The organism is Pseudenemella bisphenolivorans, from assembly GCF_051133435.1.
Taxonomy (GTDB): Bacteria; Actinomycetota; Actinomycetes; order Propionibacteriales; family Propionibacteriaceae; genus JAAYAO01.
On record NZ_JBPGNY010000004.1, the window covers coordinates 37,223 to 52,288 of the forward strand.

Here is a 15,066-nt window from a genome sequence, read left to right on the forward strand (position 1 = left end):
GGGGTGACCCGGCCGGGATTCAGTCTAGGGACGGCGCTCGCCACTTTCGGGGCCGGGGCCGCCCAACAGTTCGCGGATGGCCGCCAGGTGGGCCTCGAAGTCACGCGGCGCGGGCAGGTCGCTGCTGTCGTGCCAGCGCACGATGCCCTCGGCGTCGATCAGGAAGGACACCCGTCCGGCACAGCCCAGAGTTTCGTCGAAAGCCCCGAAGTCGGAGGCGATCCGGCCGTGCGGCCAATGGTCGGTGAGCAGTGTCAGGCCCAGTTCCTCCTGCTCGTCGAAGACCCGCAGGGTGAACATGGTGTCGGTCGAGATCGCCACCGTCCGGCATCCCAGGGCTTCGATCCGTTCGCGCCGCTCCCCCAGGGCGCGCACCTCCCCGGTGCACACCGAGGTGAAGGCGTAGGGGAAGAACACCAGCAGCAGCGGCGTTCCCCGCAACCCGGCCGAACTGACCGGTTGCCCGAATTGGTTGCGCGTGGTGAAGGCGGGTGCCGGCGCCCCGACCGGGATACTCACCGGCGAGAGGACTTCGGCCGAACCAACTTGCTGGCGGCCCAGTCCGACGACACCGCTGCCGTCGAGGTGAGCGCCAGCCCCGCGGTGATGGCGGCCTCGGCCACATCGGCGGGATCGACATAGCCGGAACGTCCCACCTTGGGAGTCATCAACCAGATCACTCCCTGGTCCGACAGGTCGGTGAGCGAATCCACCATCCCGTCGATCAGGTCACCATCGTCGTCGCGCCACCACAGCAGCACCATGTCGACGGCTTCCACCGCGTCCTCGATCATGTCCGCATCGATGGCGTCCTCAATTTCGGCGCGCAGATCCTCGTCCACGTCACCATCCCAGCCGAGCTCCTGCACGACCAGACCGGCTTTCACCCCGAGTCTGTCGGTTACGCCAGCCACTTCCCCTCCACAACCTGTTATGGCACCCGTAGGCTCCTGTTGCGAACAGACTGCCAGATCACATGCATTTACGTGAAGCCTCAGCCGCGTAAGGTGGTCTCCGACTCGCCTCGGCCAGACACAATTCGGTCGAGGGTTCAGTGGAGAGGACGCAAACACATGGCGACACCCGGGGAGTTCCCGCCGATCTCGGCCCAGGGCTTCTACAGCCAGATTCCCGATATCGATCCTGACGAGACCCACGAGTGGCTCGAATCCTTCGATGCAATGCTTGACGAACGTGGTCAACACCGGGCCCGGTACGTGATGCTGCAATTGATGGCAAGAGCCCGCCAACGTCAGGTGGGGCTGCCCACCTTCCGCAGCAGCGATTACATCAATACGATCGCGCCCGAGGACGAACCCTGGTTCCCCGGCGACGAGGACATCGAGCGCCGGTTCCGTCGGGCGATCCGCTGGAATGCCGCGGTGATGGTGTCGAAGGCCAACCGCAAGGGCCTCGAGGTCGGTGGCCACATCGCCACCTATCAGAGCGCGGCCTCGCTGTACGAGGTCGGCTACAACCACTTCTTCCGGGGCAAGGACTCCCCCGGTGGCGGTGACCACATCTTCGTCCAGGGCCACGCCGCACCCGGCATCTACGCCCGTTCGTACCTGCTCGGCCGGCTCACCGCCGCCGATCTGGACGGCTTCCGCCAGGAGAAGACCCACCAGCCCAACGCCCTGTCGTCCTACCCCCACCCCCGGTCGATGCCGGACTTCTGGGAGTTCCCGACCGTGTCGATGGGTATCGGCCCGCTGAACGCGATCTACCAGGCCCGGTTCAACCGCTACCTGCACAACCGCCGGATCAAGGACACCTCCGACCAGCACGTCTGGGCCTTCCTCGGCGACGGTGAGATGGGTGAGCCGGAGTCGCTCGGTGCGATCGGCGTCGCGGCCCGTGAGGAACTCGACAACCTCACCTTCGTGATCAACTGCAACCTGCAGCAGCTCGACGGCCCGGTGCGCGGCAACGGCAAGGTCGTCCAGGAGCTCGAGTCGTTCTTCCTGGGCGCGGGCTGGAATGTGATCAAGGTGCTGTGGGGCCGCGAATGGGACCCGTTGTTGGCCGCCGACAGCCACGGCGCGCTGCTGAACAAGATGAACACCACCCCCGACGGGCAGTTCCAGACCTACTCGGTCGAGGGTGGCGACTACATTCGTGAGCACTTCTTCGACAGCCACCGGTTGCGTCAGTTGGTGGCCAACCACACCGATGAAGACCTCACCAAGTTGTCCCGCGGTGGCCACGACTACCGGAAGGTCTACGCCGCCTACAAGGCCGCCAAGGAACACGTCGGCCAGCCGACGGTGATCCTGGCCCAGACGGTGAAGGGGTGGACGATCGATGCCCTCGAGGCGCGCAATGCCACCCACCAGATGAAGAAGCTCACCGTCAAGGACCTCAAGGCCTTCCGCGACCGGATCCACATCCCGATCTCGGACAAGGAACTCGAGGACGCCAACAACCCGCCGTACTACCACCCCGGCGACGACTCCGAAGAGATCCAGTACCTCAAGGAGCGTCGTCGCAAGCTCGGCGGCTACGTGCCGATCCGCAAGGTCAAGCCCCGCAAGATCTCGCTGCCCGGGCCGAAGGTGTACGAGGAACTCACCAAGCCGTCCGGGGAACACACGGTGGCCACCACCCAGGCCTTCGTGCGGCTGCTGCGCGACCTGATGCGCGACGAGAAGATCGGCGACCGGATCGTTCCGATCGCCCCCGACGAGTTCCGCACCTTCGGGATGGACTCGATGTTCCCGACCGCGAAGATCTACAACCCGCAGGGCCAGACCTACGAGGGCATCGACCGCAAGCTGCTGCTGCAGTGGAAGGAAGCCGTCGACGGTCAGTTGCTGCACGAGGGCATCTCCGAGGCCGGTGGCCTGGGGTCCTTCACCGCGGCGGGCAGCTCGTACGCCACCCACGGTGAGCCGATGATCCCGGTGTTCATCTTCTACTCGATGTTCGGCTTCCAGCGGGTCGGCGACTTCATCTGGGCGGCCGCCGACCAGTTGGCCCGCGGCTTCCTGATCGGCGCCACCGCCGGCCGCACCACCCTGACCGGTGAGGGTCTGCAGCACGCCGACGGGCATTCCCCGTTGATCGCCTCGACCAACCCGGCCGTGGTGCACTACGACCCGGGCTATGCCTACGAGATCGGCTACATCATCGAGGACGGTCTGCGCCGGATGTACGGCCACGACAACCCCGACCACCCCAACGGCGAGAACATCATCTACTACCTGACGATGTACAACGAGCCGGTCGCCCAGCCGATCCCGGGCGACGACGTGGACGTCGAGGGCATCCTCAAGGGCATCCACCTGGTCGGCCCGCACCGCAACGACGGCAATGCCAAGGCCCAGTTGTTGGCCTCGGGTGTCGCCCTGCCCTGGGCGCACAAGGCCCAGAAGATGCTGGCCGAGGAATGGCATGTCGACGCCCAGGTGTGGTCGGTGACGAGCTGGAACGAACTGAACCGCGATGCCCTGGCCGCCGACCAGTGGAACTTCGACAACCCGGGTGAGGAACCCAAGGTGCCGTACGTGACCAGCAAGCTGGCCGGCACCGAGGGTCCGGCCGTGGCGGTCAGCGACTACATGCGTTCGGTACAGGACCAGATCCGTGGCTACGTACCCAACGAATGGACCTCGCTGGGTACCGACGGGTTCGGCTTCGCCGACACCCGCGCGGGTGCTCGCCGGTTCTTCCAGGTCGACGCCGAGTCGATCGTGGTCGCCACCTTGGCCCAGTTGGAGAAGACCGGCCAGTACCGCGCCGGGGCGGCCAAGGAAGCCTACGAGAAGTACCGGGTGGACGACCCGACCGCCACCCGTGGCGTGAAGCAGGAGGGCGCCGGCGCCTGAGGCTCAGCCCCCGGCAATCCAATCCAGCAGGGTGCCCGCCGACCAGGTCGTGATGATCCGGTCGGCGGGTATTCCCATTTCCTGGGCCCGGGCGCAGCCGTAGTGGAAGAACTCGAGCTGCCCCGGGGCGTGGGCGTCGGTGTTGATCGCGAACAGGCAGCCCATCTCGGCGGCCAATCGCAACAACTCGTCGGGCGGATCGCAGCGTTCCGGACGGGAGTTGATCTCCACCGCGACGTCGAACTGCCGGCAGGCCTCGAAGACCACCTCGGCATCGAATACCGACGGTGGACGCAGCCCGCGTTCGCCCTCGACCAGCCGTCCGGTGCAGTGGCCGAGCACATTGGTGCGTGGGTTGGCGATCGCGCGCACCATGCGGTGGGTCATCGACTCGGCGTCGGCACGCAGGTGGGAGTGCACCGAGGCGACCACCACGTCCAGGTCGGCCAGCAGTTCCGGATCCTGGTCGAGGCTGCCATCGGCGCGGATGTCGGCCTCGATCCCACGCAGAATCCGGATCTCGCCGTCCCGGTCGGCTGCCAGGGCCTCGATCTCGGCCAACTGGGCTCGCAACCGCTCGGCGCTGAGACCGTTGGCGACCCGCAGCCGCGGTGAGTGGTCGGTGATCGCCAGCCATTCATGGCCGAGCGCCTCGGCACAGGCCACCATCTCGGCCATCGATGCGCTGCCGTCCGACCAGGTGGTGTGCAGATGCAGGTCACCTCGCTGGGCCGATCGCAAGGCGGCTCCCCCGCTGGTGAGCGGTTCGGCGCCGGCGGCCCGCAGTTCTGCCAAGGTGGCGGGCACCTCACCGGCCAACGCGGCCGCGATCACCTTGCCGGTGCTCGGCCCGACCCCAGCCAGATCCCGCCAATCCCGCGCCAGAAGGTCGCGCAGTTCAGCCTCCGACAGTCCGGCGACCACGTCGGCGGCCCGCCGGTAGGCGATCGCCCGGCGGGAGTCGGCCCGGGCCCGGTCGAGCCAGTAGGCGACCTCCCGCAGGGCTGCAACGGCATCCACAAGCTCAGGTCTAGCACGCCCGCACCCATCGATCGCCCGGAAGGTCTAGGCTGCCGCCCATGACTCCCGATGATGCCGCCGGCCGGGCCGGGCTGCCGTCCGCCCGCACCCGGGCGGCGATCAGCCGACGGCTCAGCGCGGTGACCGGGCAGATCAGCACCGCCACGATGGCCGAGATGGAGGCCCGGCACAGTTGGTTCGGCGCACTGTCGGCCAACGCCCGCTCCCAGGTCGGGCTGGTCGCCCAGAGCGGTATCGACGGGTTCGTGCAGTGGTTCCGCGACCCGTCCCAGTTCACCAGCGCGGTGATCTTCGGTGCCGCCCCGCGCGGGCTGACCCGGCAGGTGACCCTGCACCAAACCGTGGAACTGGTGCGCACCACGATCGACGTGGTCGAGACCCAGATCCAGCAGTTGATGCCCCGTGGCGACCGCCAGGCCCTGCAGCACGCGATCGTGCGCTACTCGCGCGAGGTCGCCTTCGCCGCCGCCGAGGTGTACGCCCGCGCTGCCGAGATTCGCGGCACCTGGGACGCCCGGATGGAAGCCCTGGTGGTCGACGCGGTGATCCGCGGCGAAACCGACGAGACGGTGCTGTCACGTGCTTCCACGATGGGCTGGAGTTCGGACAACCCGCTCACCGTGGTGATGGGCACCGCCCCGGAATCCAACCCGATCGTGGTCGCCGACGAACTGCGCCGGAGGGCCCGCAAGAAGGGCATGGACGTGCTGGCCGCGCTGCACGGCGACCGGTTGGTGGTGGTGCTGGGCTCGCCCGACTTCGACAGCGAACACCACGCGGTGGAGCGGATCGCCGAACTGGCTGACCATTTCGACCCCGGCCCGGTGGTGGTCGGCCCGGTGGTGGAACACCTGATGGAAGCCAATCGCAGCGCCCGCTCGGCCCTCGCCGGGATCCGGGCCGCGGTCGCCTGGCCCGACGCGCCCCGTCCCGTCGGTGCCAGCGACCTGTTCCCCGAACGGGCCCTGAACGGCGACGGACACGCCCGCCGGGCCCTGGCCCAGCGGGTGCACGCCCCGCTGGTGGCAGCCGGGAACAACCTGCTGGAAACCCTGACCAGCTTCTTCGCCCACGGCTCCTCGATCGAGGCCACCGCCCGGGAGTTGTTCGTCCACGCCAATACCGTGCGCTACCGCCTGCGCCGCATTCAGGACGAGACCGGTTACTCCCCCACCGACGCACGCGACGCCTATGCCCTGCGGCTGGGGCTCACCCTGGGTCCACTGCTGGGTCCGTTGTAGGACTCTCACAAAATCCATCTGATCTTTTGGTCGCCTTACCGCACGCCTCGATGCCTCGCGAGGGTGAAGAGTAGGGCTCGTGCTTGCAATCGTTGCGCCCGGACAGGGCTCCCAGACTCCCGGATTCCTGACCCCCTGGCTGGAATTGCCCAGCTTCGCCGACCGACTGCAGTGGTTGTCGGCCGTCAGCGGGATGGATCTGGTGCACTACGGCACCGAGGCCGACGCCGACACCATCCGGGACACCGCCGTGGCCCAGCCGCTGCTGGTGGCCGCCGGCCTGCTCAGCGCCCTGGAGCTGTTCCCCCACCCGGCGGATGCCTTCGGCCTGATCGGGGTCACCGCCGGCCACTCCGTCGGTGAGATCACCGCAGCCGCTGCGGTCGGCGTGTTCAGCGCCGAGGCCGCGATGGTGCTGGTGCGCGAACGCGGCCGGGCGATGGCCGAGGCCTCCGCCGTCCAGCCGACCTCGATGACCGCGGTGGTGGGCGGCAAGCCCGACGAGGTGATGGCCGCCATCGAGGCCGCCGGACTCACCGCGGCCAACAACAACGGCACGGGTCAGATCGTGGCGGCCGGCACCGTGGCGCAGTTGGAGCAACTCGCCGCCAACCCGCCGGCCCGCACCCGCCTGGTGCCGCTGAGCGTGGCCGGCGCCTTCCACACCGTGCACATGGAGCCCGCGGTCTCACACCTGGGGTCGCTGGCCAAGTCGGTGTCCACCCACGACCCGCGCACCCGCCTGCTGTCCAACCGAGACGGCCTGGTGGTGGCTCACGGCCCCGAGATGGTCAAGCGGATCGTCGGCCAGGTCGCGCACCCGGTGCGCTGGGACCTGTGCATGCAGACGATGGCCGACCTGGGTGTCACCGGCCTGATGGAGGTCACCCCGGCCGGCACCCTGACCGGTATCGCCAAGCGCAACCTCAAGGGCGTCGAACTGTTCAACCTGAACACCCCCGATGACCTCGAGGGTGCCCGCGACTTCGTCCAGCGGCATGCCGAACCGGCCAACAACGGTGGCCCCAGCCAAGCCCTGAACCCGACCTGGCAGTTGATCGTGGCCCCGGCCAAGGGCAGCTTCACCCGCTCCGCCGAAACCGATGAGGGCGCCCTGCTGCCGGAACTGGCCACCATCGGCGCGGTCGCCAACCTGCGCGAGGAAATCCCGGTCACCGCCCCGCACGGCGGCCAGATCGTGGAATGGCTCGTCGAGGACGGCGACCCGGTCGCCCCCGGCCAGCCGCTGCTGCGCCTGCAACCCTTCGCCGAATCCACCGACGCCACCGAGGTGACCCCGTGACCACCATCAAGTCCTCCGAAGGTTCTCCGTTCGCCCGGGTGCTGGGCGTCGGGTCGTACACCCCCAGCCGGGTCGTCGACAACGCCGAGGTGTGCACCTGGATCGACTCCTCCGACGAGTGGATCCGCACCCGATCGGGAATCAGCGAGCGACGCTGGGCCACCGACGAAGAGACCGTCGCGATGATGGGCACCGCCGCGGCCGAGAAGGCCCTGCAACATGCCGGCATCGCCGCCGACCAGATCGATGCGGTGATCGTGGCGACCGTCTCGCACTTCCACCAGACCCCCGGCATCGCCCCGAAGATCGCTCTCGACGTCGGTGCGGTCGGCGCCCCGGCCTACGACATCTCCGCGGCCTGCGCCGGCTTCTGCTACGCGATCGCCCAGGCCGATGCCCTGGTGCGCAGCGGGGCGGCCACCCACGTCCTGGCGATCGGGGTGGAACGACTCAGCGACCTGACCAACAAGAGCGACCGCTCCACCGCCTTCATCTTCGCCGACGGCGCCGGAGCCGCGGTCGTCGGCCCCAGTGACACCCCCGGCATCGGCCCGGTGGTGTGGGGCTCGGATGCCGCCCGCGGCTACCTGATCTACCAGTCGGAGGAATGGGGCGACGCCCTCAAGTCGGGTGAACACCCCACCTTCGTGATGGACGGCAATCCCGTGTTCAAGTGGGCCGCCTTCGAACTGTCCAAGAAGGCCGGTGAGGCCCTCGAGAAGGCCGGGATCACCGCCGAGGAACTCGACGTGTTCGTCCCCCACCAGGCCAACGGCCGGATCACCGATGCGATGAAGCGCTCGATGGGGCTCACCGATCGCACCGTGATTTCGCAGAACATCGCCCACTGCGGCAACTCGTCGGCCGCCTCCATCCCCGCGGGCATCGATGCCCTGTACGCCGATGGTGCGGTGCACACCGGGCAGACCTGCCTGATCATCGGCTTCGGTGCCGGACTGGTGTATGCCGGTCAGGTCATCGTGCTTCCCTGATTTCCCCAAGAACTCCACCCAACACAAGAAGGAGAAACCCCATGGCCACCACTGAACAGATCCGCGCCGACCTGGCCGACATCGTCAACGAGGTTGTCGGTCTGCCGCAGGACGACATCCAGCTCGACAAGAGCTTCACCGACGACCTGGACGTCGACTCGCTGTCGATGGTCGAGATCATCTACGCCGCCGAGGACAAGTTCGGCGTGTCGATCCCCGACGAGGAGGCCAAGAACCTCAAGACCGTCGGTGACGCCGTCGCCTACATCGAGCGCGCCTCCGCCTGAGGTCGTCGACGCCCCGCCGACATCGTGCGGCGGGGCACCACCAGCCCCACCAGCAGGAGAGATCAATGACGTTGCGAACCGTGGTTATCACCGGTCTGGGTGCCACCACCCCGCTCGGCGGCGACGTGCCGACCACTTGGCAGGCCCTGCTGGCGGGTACCAGCGGCGTGGCCCGGCTGACCCAGGACTGGGCCGCCGAGTTGCCCTCCCAGATCGCCGCCGAGGTGGCGGTTGATCCCACCGAGATTCTCGACCGGGTGGTTGCCCGCCGGCTCGACCGCGCCTCCCAACTGGGTGTCGTCGCGGCGACCGAGGCCTGGACCGATGCCGGTCTGGACGAGGCCGAACTCGATCACCACCGGCTCGCGGTCAGCATCGGCACCGGTATCGGCGGTTTGCAGACGCTGATCAGCAACTGGGACACCCTGCGCGAGAAGGGTCACCGTCGGGTCTCCCCGATGGCGATCCCGATGCTGATGGCCAATGCCGCCGCAGCCAATGTCGGCCTGCGGATCGGCGCCAAGGCCGGGGTGCACACCCCGGTGTCGGCCTGCGCCTCCAGCAACGAGGCGATCACCCAGGGCCTGGACCTGATCCGGCTGAACCGCGCCGATGTGGTCGTGGTCGGCGGCACCGAGGGTGTGGTGCATCCGCTGCCGCTGGCCGCTTTCGCCCAGATGCAGGCCCTGAGCCGGCGCAACGACGAACCCGAGCGCGCCTCGCGTCCCTGGGATGTCGACCGGGACGGCTTCGTGCTCGGTGAGGGCGCCGCGATCATGGTGCTGGAATCGCTGGAACACGCCCAGGCCCGTGGCGCCAAGATCTACGGCACCCTGGCCGGTGCCGGCATCACCGCCGACTCCCACGACATGGTGCAGCCCGAACCCGAGGGCAGCGGCCAGTCCGAGGCGATGCTCAAGGCGCTACGCGATTCCGGCCTCAGCGCCGGCGACATCGTGCACGTCAACGCACACGCCACTTCCACCCCGCAGGGTGACGTCACCGAGGCCGGTTCGATCCGCAATGCCCTCGGCCAGGACACCGCTGCCATCGTCAACGGCACCAAGTCGATGACCGGGCACCTGCTCGGTGCGGCCGGGGCGATGGAATCGTTGGCCACCATCCTCGCCCTGCACGAGCGCAAGGTGCCGCCGACGATCAACCTGGAGAACCCGGAACCGGATCTGGGCATCGACATCGCCACCGAGGTGCGCGAACTGCCCGAGGGTGATCTCGCCGCCATCAACAACTCCTTCGGATTCGGCGGACACAACGTCGCGGTCGCCATCTCCAACGCCCACCAGACCCCGGAGAACTGAGATGACTGCCCCCACTGCCACCAAGCCGCCTCGCGAAAGCGATCCGCGCAACCCCAACCTGCGCCTGGCCGCCCTCTTCGACGAGGGATCGGTCGAGTTGATCTCCCCCGACGACGGTTCGGGCATGCTCGCCGCCGTCGGCACGATCAACGGCTCGAAGGCCGTGTCGTTCTGCTCCGACGCCACCGTGATGGGTGGAGCGATGGGCATCGACGGCTGCCAGGTCGTCGTGGACGCCTACGAGCGCGCGATTGCCGACCGGATTCCGATCATCGGCATCTGGCATTCGGGTGGGGCCCGGCTGGCCGAGGGGGTGCTCTCCCTGGACGGGGTGGGCAAGATCTTCCACGCGATGACCCAGGCCTCCGGCAAGGTGCCGCAGCTCTCGATCGTGCTCGGTGCCGCCGCCGGTGGCGCCGCCTACGGCCCGGCCCTGACCGACATGGTGATCCTGGCCCCGAAGGGCCGGATCTTCGTCACCGGCCCCGATGTGGTGCGCTCGGTGACCGGTGAGGACGTCGACATGCTGCGCCTGGGCGGGCCCGACACCCACGGCCGCCGTTCCGGTGTGGTGCACATCGTCGCCGAGGACGAGGCCGACGCGCTGGCCCGGGGCCGGACGCTGATCTCGCTGCTGGCCGATCAGGGCCGCGTCGGCGAGGTCACCGACACCGACCTGGCCAAGCTGCTGCCCGAGTCGCCCAAGCGTGCCTACGACGTACACCCGGTGATCGACGGGGTGCTCGACGAGGGCACCATGATCGAACTGCATGCCCGGTGGGCGCCGAATATCGTGATCGCCCTGGGGCGTCTCGGCGGACGCACGGTCGGCGTAATCGCCAACAACCCGCTGCGGTTGGGTGGCTGCCTCGACTCGTTGAGTGCGGAGAAGGCCGCCCGGTTCGTCCGGATGTGTGACGCCTTCGGGGTGCCGTTGGTGGTGTTGGTCGACGTACCGGGTTACCTGCCCGGGGTCGGCCAGGAGTGGGACGGCGTGGTGCGTCGCGGCGCGAAACTGCTGCACGCCTTCTCCGAGGCCACCGTCCCCCGGGTCACCCTGGTCACCCGCAAGTCCTACGGCGGCGCCTACATCGCGATGAACGCCCGTTCGCTGGGAGCCACCAGGGTGTTCGCCTGGCCCGGTGCGGAGATCGCGGTGATGGGTCCGGTGGCCGCGGTGCGGATTCTGCATCGCCGCAAGCTGGCCGCAGCCCCCGAGGATCAGCGTCCGGCCCTGGAGGCCCAGTTGGCCGCCGAACACGAGCGGATCGCCGGCGGCGTCGAGAAGGCCGTCGAGATCGGTGTGGTGGACGAGATGATCGAACCGACCGTCACCCGCAGCGCCCTGGCAGCAGCGATTCGCGACGCCGACCACGGGGTGCGCGGCGCGCATACGAACATCCCCCTCTGACCGATCCCAGCTTGGTAACGCAACGAGCGGAAGGACCCGCTGGGGCGCTACCCTGTTGCGGTTGATTCTTCGATTGGAGCCTTTTCGTGTCGAACCCTTACGGCAGCAACGACCCTTACGGTCAGCAGAGCGGCAACGACCCCTACGGTCAGCCGGGCCAGCCGGGTCAGCCGGGTCAGTACGGCCAGGGGCAGTACGGCCAGCCCGGCACCGATCCCCAGCAGCAGCACGACCTGTACGGGCAGATGACCGGTTACACCTCGGCCGGCTCCTCGCAGTCGGCCCCCGAAGCCGATCCCTACGGTTCGCCGGTGGCGGCCTCCAACCCGTACGAATCCAGCCCCTACGGCGCCTACGGTGACACCACCACGGCCACGGCTCCCAAGTCGGGTCTGCTGGGCACCCTGGCGCTGATCATCGGCGGCCTGGGTGTGCTGCTGTCGCTGATCATGGCCATCGTCGGCGGCAACGCCTACACCACGATGGTCGATCAACTGGGTACCACCGACATCCCGGACAACCCGCCGGCCGCCCTGCAGGGTGAGTACGCGACCTTCGGGCTGACCTTCATGGTCTACCTGTTCAGCGGTCTGCCGATTCTGGCCGGCCTGATCATGGGCATCATCGCGATCGCCACCAAGCGGGGACGGACCTTCGGCATCATCGCCACGATTCTGGGCATCCTCGGCCCGATCATCGTGTTCGTCATCTTCTTCCTGATCGCCGGGCCCGCGGCCATCTCCAACACCCCGGGCTGATCTGCTTCACCAAGAAGTGCCCCCGTCCATCGCGGTCGGGGGCACTTCTGGTTTCGGCCGATGCGGTGTGTTCAGCCCACGTGCAACCAGCGCACCGGGGTGTCCTCCCCCGCGTGCCGGAAAGCCTCCAACTCGTCGTCCCAGGGTGTGCCGAGCAACTCGTCGAGGGCTTCGGTGATCGGACGGTCGGCCAGGGTCGCCTGCAGCACCGCCTGCTTCAACCGCAACTCGGGCACCAGGATGTCGCCGTGCAGGCCGGTGGTGGCGTGGAAGACCCCCAGTGCCGGGGTGTAGCTGTAACGGCTGCCTTCACTGCCGGCGGTGGGTTCCTCGGTGACCTCGAAGCGCAGCTTCTGCCAGCCCTTCAGCGAGCTCGCGATGGCCGCGGCGGTACCGACCGGGCCGGTCCACGACCATTCGGTGCGGTGGGTTCCGGGAATCACCGGCTGGGCCGTCCACTGCCAGGAGACGGGTACGCCAAGAACGCCGGACACGGCCCACTCGACGTGGGGGCGCAATGCCGACGGGGCGGAGTGGATGTACACGACACCACGAGTATTCATCTGCGTTCCCTCCTTCGGCACCGAGGCGTGCCTTCCCCGACAACCTCGACTGGTGGGAGAGAACATGTCCATTGTGCCCCACCGGGCACCCAGTTAACAATGGGCCCCATCAGGCACATTGTTAACAACGTCCCCAGGTAACAACGTCCCTAGGCCTCCTCGACTCTCGCCACCTTCCCCGCGGCCTCCGGACCCTCGGTCAACAAGACCTCGAACCCGTCCGCGTCCAGAATCGGCCGGCCCAGTTGCACCGCCTTGTCGTACTTCGACCCGGGCGAATCGCCGACCACCACGAAATCGGTCTTCTTCGACACCGACCCGGCTGCTTTGCCGCCCCGGCTGGTGATCGCCTCGGCGGCACTGTCGCGGGTGTGCCCGGGCAACGAGCCGGTGACCACGATGCTCAGCCCGGCCAGGGTCTGCGGAGTGTCACCGGTCTCGGCCGGTTCATCGGCCAGCACGCAACCGGCGGCCTGCCATTTGCGGACGATCTCGCGGCGCCAATCGGTGCCGAACCATTCGCCGATCGCGGCTGCCAACTGCGGCCCGACGCCCTCCACCGCCAGCAGCTCCTCCTCCGACGCGTCGGCGAGGGCCTCGATCGAACCGAAGGCGGCCGCCAGGTCGGGGGCGATCCCGCGCGAGACGTGCCGGATCGACAGGGCGATCAGGAAGCGGGCGAAGGGACGGGTCTTGGCCTCGTCCAGATTCGCGAGCAGTTTGAGCCCATTGGCGTTCACCACCCGGTCACCGGCGCCGTCGTCCTGCTCGGATTTCTTGGCGGCGCGGGTGAAGAACTCGGTGCGCAGCAGGTCATCGGCGGTCAGGTCGAACAGGTCGCCCTCATCGCTCAACAGTCCGGCCGACAGCAACGCATCGGCGCCCTGATAGCCGAGGTTCTCGATATCCAGGGCATAGCGGGAGCCGACGTGAAAGAGCCGTTCGCGCAACTGGGCGGGGCAACTGCGCTGGTTCGGGCAACGGATGTCGGCATCGCCCTCCTTCTCGTGGGCCAACTCCGTGCCGCAGGCCGGGCACCGGGTGGGCATCTCGAAGGCGTATTCGGTGCCGTCGCGCAGATCGACCACCGGGCCCAGCACCTCGGGGATCACATCGCCGGCCTTGCGCAGCACCACCGTGTCGCCGATCAGCACCTGTTTGCGCACCACCTCCGAGGCGTTGTGCAAGGTGGCCATCGAGACCGTGGAACCGGCCACCAACACCGGTTCCATCACCGCGTAGGGAGTGACCCGGCCGGTGCGTCCGACGTTGACCCGGATGTCGAGCAGCTTGGTGTTGACCTCCTCGGGCGGGTACTTGTAAGCGATCGCCCAACGCGGCGCCCGCGAGGTGAAACCGAGTTCGTCCTGCACCGCACGCTGGTCGACCTTGATCACCACCCCGTCGATCTCGTGTCCGAAATCGTGGCGTCCTTCGGCGGCCCGCTCGATGTAGCTCGCGATGCCCTCACCGGTGGTGTGGAGCTCGTTGTGTTCCGATACCGGCAGGCCCATCGAGGCCAGCAACGGGTACAACTGCGACAGCCGGTCGATCTCGATGCCCTCGGCCGCACCCATCCCGTGACAGATGAACCCCAGTGCCCGGCGGGCGGTCACCCGCGGATCCTTCTGGCGCAGCGAACCGGCTGCGGCATTGCGCGGGTTGGCGAAGGGTGCCTTGCCCTCATCGGCCAGTCGGGCGTTGATCTCGTCGAAAGAAGTCCGGCTGAGGAAAACCTCCCCGCGCACCTCGAGCAGGGCGGGCGGATCGTCGGTGGTCAACCGGTCGGGAACGTCGGCGATCGTGCGCACATTGGCGGTGATGTCCTCCCCCACCCGACCGTCACCCCGGGTCGCGCCGGAGACCAACCGTCCGTGTTCGTAGACCAGGTCGACCGCCAGGCCGTCGATCTTCAACTCGCAGACGAACTCGGCCCTCGGTGCCGCGCCCCGGATCCGCTCCTCCCAGCGCAGGAGTTCCTCGGCGCTGAACACGTTGTCCAGGCTCATCAACGGTTCGCGATGGGTGATCGGCGCGAAGGTGGTCGACACCGGTGCACCGACCTGTTGGGTGGGTGAGTTGGGCGTGCGCAGGCCGGGGTGGGCTTCTTCCAATGCCTCCAGTTCGGCCAACAGGGCGTCGAACTCGGCATCGGAGGCCGTGGGCGCGTCCAGCACGTAATAGCGCCAGCGATGATCGATGATCAGTTGGCTGAGCTCGGCATGGCGTTCGCTGGCCTGCTCGTCGGGCCCGGTCTGGGCATCGGGGGTTTCACTCACGTGTGGACGATACCGCCCCGGCGGTGACAGATCGGGCATTGTGGG

13 protein-coding genes are annotated in these 15,066 nt (G+C 68.0%); 8 read left to right on the plus strand and 5 right to left on the minus strand.

The window, feature by feature from the left end; translation table 11 throughout:
• Window positions 1–24: 24 nt before the first annotated feature.
• Window positions 25–519: a redoxin domain-containing protein gene (locus ACR4XW_RS10260; protein ID WP_434760467.1), complete on the minus strand. Its 495-nt coding sequence runs from the start codon at window positions 517–519 to the stop codon at window positions 25–27.
• Window positions 516–935, minus strand: a complete 420-nt coding sequence (locus ACR4XW_RS10265) for a DUF3052 domain-containing protein (RefSeq protein ID WP_434760835.1) — start codon at window positions 933–935, stop codon at window positions 516–518. The genes ACR4XW_RS10260 and ACR4XW_RS10265 overlap by 4 nt, the downstream gene beginning before the upstream one ends.
• A 138-nt stretch (window positions 936–1,073) precedes the next feature.
• Here ACR4XW_RS10265 and aceE point away from each other — a divergent pair, with 138 nt between their 5' ends.
• Window positions 1,074–3,827 carry a pyruvate dehydrogenase (acetyl-transferring), homodimeric type gene (gene aceE, locus ACR4XW_RS10270; RefSeq protein ID WP_434760468.1) on the plus strand — a complete coding sequence of 918 codons (2,754 nt, stop codon included), beginning with the start codon at window positions 1,074–1,076 and terminating at the stop codon, window positions 3,825–3,827.
• Between the two features lie 3 nt (window positions 3,828–3,830).
• Here the strand turns inward: aceE and ACR4XW_RS10275 are convergent, their stop codons facing one another.
• Window positions 3,831–4,847: a PHP domain-containing protein gene (locus tag ACR4XW_RS10275; protein WP_434760469.1), complete on the minus strand. Its 1,017-nt coding sequence runs from the start codon at window positions 4,845–4,847 to the stop codon at window positions 3,831–3,833.
• Window positions 4,848–4,906: 59 nt separating this feature from the next.
• Between ACR4XW_RS10275 and ACR4XW_RS10280 the strand changes: the two genes are divergently transcribed.
• From ACR4XW_RS10280 to ACR4XW_RS10310, 7 genes are all read left to right on the plus strand, one after another.
• Window positions 4,907–6,109 carry a PucR family transcriptional regulator gene (locus ACR4XW_RS10280; protein WP_434760470.1) on the plus strand — a complete coding sequence of 401 codons (1,203 nt, stop codon included), beginning with the start codon at window positions 4,907–4,909 and terminating at the stop codon, window positions 6,107–6,109.
• Window positions 6,110–6,188: 79 nt separating this feature from the next.
• Complete coding sequence (locus ACR4XW_RS10285) at window positions 6,189–7,412, plus strand: acyltransferase domain-containing protein (protein ID WP_434760471.1); 1,224 nt, start codon at window positions 6,189–6,191, stop codon at window positions 7,410–7,412.
• Window positions 7,409–8,404, plus strand: coding sequence for a beta-ketoacyl-ACP synthase III (locus tag ACR4XW_RS10290; RefSeq protein ID WP_434760472.1), 996 nt, complete (start codon window positions 7,409–7,411; stop codon window positions 8,402–8,404). Before ACR4XW_RS10285 ends, ACR4XW_RS10290 begins: the two co-directional genes overlap by 4 nt.
• Window positions 8,405–8,445: 41 nt before the next feature.
• Window positions 8,446–8,691 (plus strand): acyl carrier protein, encoded by a 246-nt coding sequence (locus ACR4XW_RS10295; protein WP_434760473.1) that lies wholly within the window; start codon window positions 8,446–8,448, stop codon window positions 8,689–8,691.
• A 65-nt stretch (window positions 8,692–8,756) separates the two neighbouring features.
• Window positions 8,757–10,010: a beta-ketoacyl-[acyl-carrier-protein] synthase family protein gene (locus ACR4XW_RS10300; RefSeq protein ID WP_434760474.1), complete on the plus strand. Its 1,254-nt coding sequence runs from the start codon at window positions 8,757–8,759 to the stop codon at window positions 10,008–10,010.
• Window position 10,011: 1 nt separating this feature from the next.
• Window positions 10,012–11,421: an acyl-CoA carboxylase subunit beta gene (locus ACR4XW_RS10305; protein WP_434760475.1), complete on the plus strand. Its 1,410-nt coding sequence runs from the start codon at window positions 10,012–10,014 to the stop codon at window positions 11,419–11,421.
• Window positions 11,422–11,507: 86 nt separating this feature from the next.
• Complete coding sequence (locus ACR4XW_RS10310; protein WP_434760476.1) at window positions 11,508–12,179, plus strand: hypothetical protein; 672 nt, start codon at window positions 11,508–11,510, stop codon at window positions 12,177–12,179.
• 71 nt (window positions 12,180–12,250) lie between these two features.
• Here the strand turns inward: ACR4XW_RS10310 and ACR4XW_RS10315 are convergent, their stop codons facing one another.
• Both ACR4XW_RS10315 and ligA read right to left on the minus strand, forming a co-directional pair.
• A complete protein-coding gene (locus ACR4XW_RS10315) occupies window positions 12,251–12,742 on the minus strand; it encodes a DUF3145 domain-containing protein (protein WP_434760477.1) in 492 nt (163 codons plus the stop codon).
• A gap of 149 nt (window positions 12,743–12,891) precedes the next feature.
• A complete protein-coding gene (gene ligA / locus ACR4XW_RS10320) occupies window positions 12,892–15,060 on the minus strand; it encodes an NAD-dependent DNA ligase LigA (protein ID WP_434760478.1) in 2,169 nt (722 codons plus the stop codon).
• Window positions 15,061–15,066 lie beyond the last annotated feature (6 nt).

What these genes read in the sequence shown, in the direction of transcription:
- ACR4XW_RS10295 (WP_434760473.1), top strand. Translation starts at nt 8,446, where the DNA reads ATGGCCACCACTGAACAGATCCGCGCCGACCTGGCCGACATCGTCAAC.
- ACR4XW_RS10280 (WP_434760470.1), top strand. Translation starts at nt 4,907, where the DNA reads ATGACTCCCGATGATGCCGCCGGCCGGGCCGGGCTGCCGTCCGCCCGC.
- aceE (WP_434760468.1), top strand. Translation starts at nt 1,074, where the DNA reads ATGGCGACACCCGGGGAGTTCCCGCCGATCTCGGCCCAGGGCTTCTAC.
- ACR4XW_RS10305 (WP_434760475.1), top strand. Translation starts at nt 10,012, where the DNA reads ATGACTGCCCCCACTGCCACCAAGCCGCCTCGCGAAAGCGATCCGCGC.
- ACR4XW_RS10315 (WP_434760477.1), bottom strand. Translation starts at nt 12,742, where the DNA reads ATGAATACTCGTGGTGTCGTGTACATCCACTCCGCCCCGTCGGCATTG.
- ligA (WP_434760478.1), bottom strand. Translation starts at nt 15,060, where the DNA reads ATGCCCGATCTGTCACCGCCGGGGCGGTATCGTCCACACGTGAGTGAA.
- ACR4XW_RS10300 (WP_434760474.1), top strand. Translation starts at nt 8,757, where the DNA reads ATGACGTTGCGAACCGTGGTTATCACCGGTCTGGGTGCCACCACCCCG.